Source organism: Paenibacillus sp. HB172176, from assembly GCF_011947265.1.
Taxonomy (GTDB): Bacteria; Bacillota; Bacilli; order Paenibacillales; family Paenibacillaceae; genus Pristimantibacillus.
Genome location: NZ_JAATHD010000054.1, coordinates 1 through 3,680 on the forward strand (window position 1 = coordinate 1; position 3,680 = coordinate 3,680).

A 3,680-nucleotide genomic window follows, 5' to 3' on the forward strand; every position below is an offset into this window, starting at 1 on the left:
CAGCGTCGATTTGACAGGCAAAATGAAAGCCTCCAATGTTCAAGTCACTGGAGGCACAATGCAAATAGGAAGTAAATTTGGTGTTGCTTCTGATGGCACATTGACTGCCAATAACGCTAATATTAGCGGCAACATAAACATGAATGGCGGTAGTATAAATTGGGGTTCTGTTCCTAAAGCTTCATATAGTGCAGGTGAAGTCGGCGCTTTATCAACAGGTTCTCCAATGCTAACCAATATTAGTCCTTATGGAATTTATACTGGAACACTAGATGCCAATCAAATTAATGCGGGTAAAATTACCTCTCAATACATTGATGCAAAAAATCTTTCTGCTGAGAAGTTGTACACATATCAGGCAGATCCAAATGTGACAAACGGATATCTTACACTTTCAAAAGGATCAACACAATCGTTTGGTGACTTGGAACTATGGTTTGGTAGCAACAGATGGTTTACAATTTATAATAATGTTGGGAGTGCAAGCTTACGATCGAATAACACAAATTTCTTGTCATCCTCAGGTTCATCAACGACAGCTCATGGAAGCTGGAGCTTTACTGGTTCTGTATCAGGAGTAACAGCAACTTTTGGATGACTAAGAAATAAGCGGAAGCAATAACTCTAAGTAATAATCATATTTAATCGCCCATTGTCCATCTATTTTTTCAAAAGGAATTTTTTCCACTAAAATCTTCCCATCAGAATTCAATAAAGAGTATTTTTCCGAAGGAATATCTAAAGTGAAATATGTGCCATTTGTAGGCTTTGACATAACTTCCCTGAGTCCTACATAGTCAATTCCTTTGTATGTGTACACTAATTCAAATCCAAAATCCGATCTGACAGTGAAACTAAAGGAAGTATTTTCTCCTTTTTCATTGTCTGTATCGGTCCCTTCTTGAATTGTAGTAGCTTCATCTCCATCAACAGCAGGATTATTAACGATCTCAACACTGCGCTCAGCATTATTCCAACTAACTTCTGCTCCAACCAACTCGCCTACATCTTTAAGGTAGACATATGTCCTGTCGTTGTAGGTGAGGATTGGTTGAGAAGTTTCCACCTTTTCACCATTCAGTTTAAGTGTAACGGTGTTGTTGATATAAGCAGACACTTTTTCCAGAGCAGGGGCAGCATAGCCAGATATTCCAGTCATAAGCAATGCTCCTGCAATAAAACTAGTTGCGCCTATGGTTAGTTTTTTCATTGTGAAACCTCCGTTTGATTTTGATTATGTGTTTATCCAATTGATCATCATAATAGTAACACATATTTCCAAGATGTTGTTCAATTTCTTTTAAGAAGAATGCCGAACCCGCTTTGTTTAGCCTGCTTGAAATGGAAGAAAGCTCGGGTAGGGACAAGATTGTTCTAGGCGATTTCATTAACGTTGATTATGAGTTGTCTGATGTACAACATTCCAACTCCCTTGCCGCCAATAAATATGCCTATGACAATAATATTGAGCGAACAGATGAAGTTTCGCAGATATTAAGCACGACCTGGAGTGCGATTGACAGACAAATTGAAGGTGGATTGAACAATTCAATTAGTATGTCTCGCAGAGGGATTATTGTAAGTGATTCGAGTGATCCGCAGCGAATGGTTATTGTTCAGAACGGCGTCATTGCTCTCTCTAAAGACGGTGGATTGCATTGGCAGACAGCAGCCAGTGCGGATGGGATCATCGCAGAACGTATAATTGGACAATTAATTGCAGGAAACAATCTTACGATTACCAATCAATCAGGCTCATTTACCATTGATGATAATGGAATGACGGCAACCGAAATGGATTTGGTTATCACGCGAACAGATAAGAAGAGTCGAATTAAGCTCAATGCAACTAACGGGCTATTATTACAAAAAAACACAGGCACTACGGCGAGCCCTGTGTGGAGTGATCAAATCGTGCTGGATACGAATGGCGATGTCATTTTCAAAGGCAAGGTTGAAATTGGGTCTGGCAATAGCCTATTTAAAGCTGATTCAAATGGCATTTCATTGGGAAGCTCTACCTTCGCCAACGCCCCCTTCAGCGTCGATTTGACAGGCAAAATGAAAGCCTCCAATGTTCAAGTCACTGGAGGCACAATGCAGATTGGCTCTAAGTTTGGCGTTGCTTCTGATGGCACATTGACTGCAAGTAATGGTAACTTTAGCGGTAATATTACTATGAATGGTGGTAGTATAAATTGGGGTAACACTAACAGTGATCCTGTTGCTAGTGGAGCTGCGAGTGCTGCCGGTAATGCCCAGTCTACAGCAGGTGGTGCATTGGCAACCGCAATTGCAATTGCTAATGGAACATATGTAGGCGGGGATTCCACATTTATCAGCCAAAAAGAAATTCGCACTCCAACTATTGTTTCAGGAAGTATAAATGGAGCCGTTATTACAGGCGGTATCTTTCGAACTGATGAAATTGGTAAAAGGCTTCAAATGAATAGCTCAGGAATACGTTCATACAATGAATTTAATGAACTCAATGGTATTGTAATTGATAGCGGGAACTTTAGTTTCGTAGACTTTTACTATTTAGGAACCAAATGTGGGGAAGTTTCACAAGTTGCAGATGATATAAGAGTTTTTGCAACATCTGGTTCTAATGGAAATGGTGGTACTCAGTTGCTCCTAGAAAGCATATGGTCTAATGTAATTATATCTGCAGGAACAGGAAATGGCAGCACATACGGTGAAGTCAAATTTCGAGGAAATGTTAATTTCACCAATGCAAATGTCACAGGAATTACAGCTAAATTCGGTTAATTAAATATTTAACTCAAAGGAATAACTGTAATTATCACCTAAATATTGAAAAGTTAATATAACTTTTCCTTTATAAACAAAATTATACTTAAAATCATCAATGATGTCGGAGTCTTTTACTGCAACAAAGTATTTTTCCATAAATTGACTTGTGATCATCTTGGAAAAATGCAATTTCGATTCTTTTTTTGTCATTTTTTCGAAAGCAAAGTACTCTTCATCGGTCATAAAATAAGATCCTATATTACTCTGCGGATCGTAACTTATTTTCTTTTCCTTGTCTATAATAGGATAAAACTGAGAATAATCATAGTTGTCTTCACCATCGTTAAGTTCTGTAGCTTCGTTACTCAAATTAACATCATCTTTTTCATTTTGATCATTACCAACATTATTACTAACAATTTCAACACTTCTTTCATCATTATTCCAACTAACTTCTGTTCCAACCAACTCGCCGACATCTTTAAGGTATACATATGTCCTATCGTTATACGTGAGAATTGGTTGAGAAGTCTCCACCTTTTCACCATTCAGTTTAAGTGTAACGGTATTGTTGATATAAGCAGACACTTTTTCCAGGGCAGGGGCTGCATAGCCAGATATTCCAGTCATAAGCAATGCTCCTGCAATAAAACTAGTTGCGCCTATGGTTAGTTTTTTCATTGTGAAACCTCCGTTTGATTTTGATTATGTGTTATCCAATTGATCATCATAATAGTAACACATTTTTCCAAGATATTGTTCATTTTCTTTTAAGAAGAATGCCGAACCCGCTTTGTTTAGTGTGCTTGATATGGAAGAAAGCTCGGATAGGGACAAGATTGTTCTAGGCGATTTCATTAACGTTGATTATGAGTTATCTGATATACATATTACTGCCAAGATTATCGGAATGAGTACAGACT

Annotated in this window: 4 protein-coding genes; 2 read left to right on the forward strand and 2 right to left on the reverse strand. The window is 38.0% G+C overall.

Annotation, left to right across the window (positions count from 1 at the left end; translation table 11 throughout):
- Positions 1 to 598: hypothetical protein (locus HFP08_RS28620; RefSeq protein WP_168124049.1), on the forward strand; the 598-nt coding region annotated here is incomplete at its 5' end.
- Here HFP08_RS28620 and HFP08_RS28625 read toward each other — a convergent pair.
- On the reverse strand, positions 599 to 1,210 hold the full coding sequence (locus tag HFP08_RS28625) for a stalk domain-containing protein (RefSeq protein ID WP_168124050.1): 612 nt from the start codon (positions 1,208 to 1,210) through the stop codon (positions 599 to 601).
- A 113-nt stretch (positions 1,211 to 1,323) separates the two neighbouring features.
- Here HFP08_RS28625 and HFP08_RS28630 point away from each other — a divergent pair, with 113 nt between their 5' ends.
- Positions 1,324 to 2,772 (forward strand): hypothetical protein, encoded by a 1,449-nt coding sequence (locus HFP08_RS28630; RefSeq protein ID WP_168124051.1) that lies wholly within the window; start codon positions 1,324 to 1,326, stop codon positions 2,770 to 2,772.
- Here the strand turns inward: HFP08_RS28630 and HFP08_RS28635 are convergent, their stop codons facing one another.
- Positions 2,773 to 3,438 (reverse strand): stalk domain-containing protein, encoded by a 666-nt coding sequence (locus tag HFP08_RS28635; RefSeq protein ID WP_168124052.1) that lies wholly within the window; start codon positions 3,436 to 3,438, stop codon positions 2,773 to 2,775. It lies immediately after the preceding gene.
- Positions 3,439 to 3,680: the final 242 nt, after the last annotated feature.

Bases quoted from the DNA above. Each gene is read 5' to 3' on its own strand.
- HFP08_RS28625 (WP_168124050.1), bottom strand. From the start codon at position 1,210: ATGAAAAAACTAACCATAGGCGCAACTAGTTTTATTGCAGGAGCATTG.
- HFP08_RS28635 (WP_168124052.1), bottom strand. From the start codon at position 3,438: ATGAAAAAACTAACCATAGGCGCAACTAGTTTTATTGCAGGAGCATTG.